This is a genomic window from Kitasatospora sp. NPDC091335 (assembly GCF_044757205.1).
Taxonomy (GTDB): Bacteria; Actinomycetota; Actinomycetes; order Streptomycetales; family Streptomycetaceae; genus Kitasatospora.
The window spans coordinates 1-1,203 of record NZ_JBIVUM010000049.1 but is presented as its reverse complement, the minus strand read 5'-3'; the positions used below and the strand labels follow the sequence as shown (position 1 = coordinate 1,203).

Annotated in this window: 1 protein-coding gene; it reads left to right on the top strand. The window is 67.2% G+C overall.

Annotated elements, in window-relative coordinates:
- Positions 1 to 116 precede the first annotated feature (116 nt).
- Complete coding sequence (locus tag ACIQOW_RS39680; RefSeq protein WP_401092859.1) at positions 117 to 1,202, top strand: IS630 family transposase; 1,086 nt, start codon at positions 117 to 119, stop codon at positions 1,200 to 1,202.
- Position 1,203 lies beyond the last annotated feature (1 nt).

Genomic DNA, 1,203 nt, shown 5'->3' with positions numbered 1-1,203 from the left:
CTAGTGACCCGGTCTTGAGATCTGCGGTCGCCACGTGAGGTGCGTTGCGTTTCAGTTTCGGCGTGGTTGTTGTCGCGGGTGGTGACGCATCGACAGCTCAGGAGTCTGCTGTCCGTATGGGTGACAGCAGACTGCGGCCGCTGATCTTGTCCGATGTCGAGCGGCTGACCTTGCAGGGATGGGCGAACCGACGCAAGACCGCCCAGGGGCTCGCCATGCGCGCGCGGATCGTGCTGGCATGCGCGGAGGGCGGCAGCAACATCGCGGTGGCCGCCCGGCTGGGGGTCAATCGGGGGACGGTCAACCGGTGGCGGGCCCGTTTCCTGCGCGACCGCCTGGACGGCCTGGCAGACGAGCCGCGGCCCGGAGTCCCGCGCACCATCACCGACGCCCAGGTGGAGGAGGTGGTGGTGCGCACACTGGAAGAGACGCCGGAAGGCTCCACTCACTGGTCCAAGCGGGAGCTCGCCGCGAAGGTCGGCATCTCACCGTCGAGCGTGCTGCGGATCTGGCGGGCCTTCGGGCTGCAGCCCTGGCGGACGGAGACCTTCAAGATCTCCCCGGACCCGCTGCTGATCGACAAGATCCGCGACGTGGTCGGGCTCTACCTGGCCCCGCCGGCGAACGCGGTGGTGTTCGCCGTGGACGAGAAGCCGCAGATCCAGGCCCTGGAGCGGACCGCGCCAGTGCTGCCGATGCTGCCGGGGACCCCTGAGCGTCGCAGCTTCGACTACGTGCGCCACGGCACCGTGGATCTGTTCGCCGCGCTGAACATCGCCACCGGCAAGGTCATCAGCCACCTGTCTGCCCAGCACCGCGCCGTCGACTTCCGGGACTTCCTCGACGAGATCGACCGCCAGACCCGGCCGGGCCTGGCGGTCCACGTGATCTGCGACAACCTCTCCACCCACAAGTCACCCGTGGTGCACCACTGGCTGGTGGCGCATCCCCGCGTGCAGTTGCACTTCACCCCGACGTACTCGTCCTGGATCAACCAGGTCGAGCGCTGGTTCGCGGAGCTGGAACGGCGCTGCCTCGAGCGCGGGGTGTTCTGCTCGCTCGAGGACCTGAAGACCGCACTCGAGGACTGGATCAAGAACTGGAACGACAGCGCCCGCCCGTTCAAATGGACCAAGACCGCAGACCAGATCATCGAACGGATCTGCCGCTACTGCTCAAGAATCTCCGAACCAGCTCACTAGC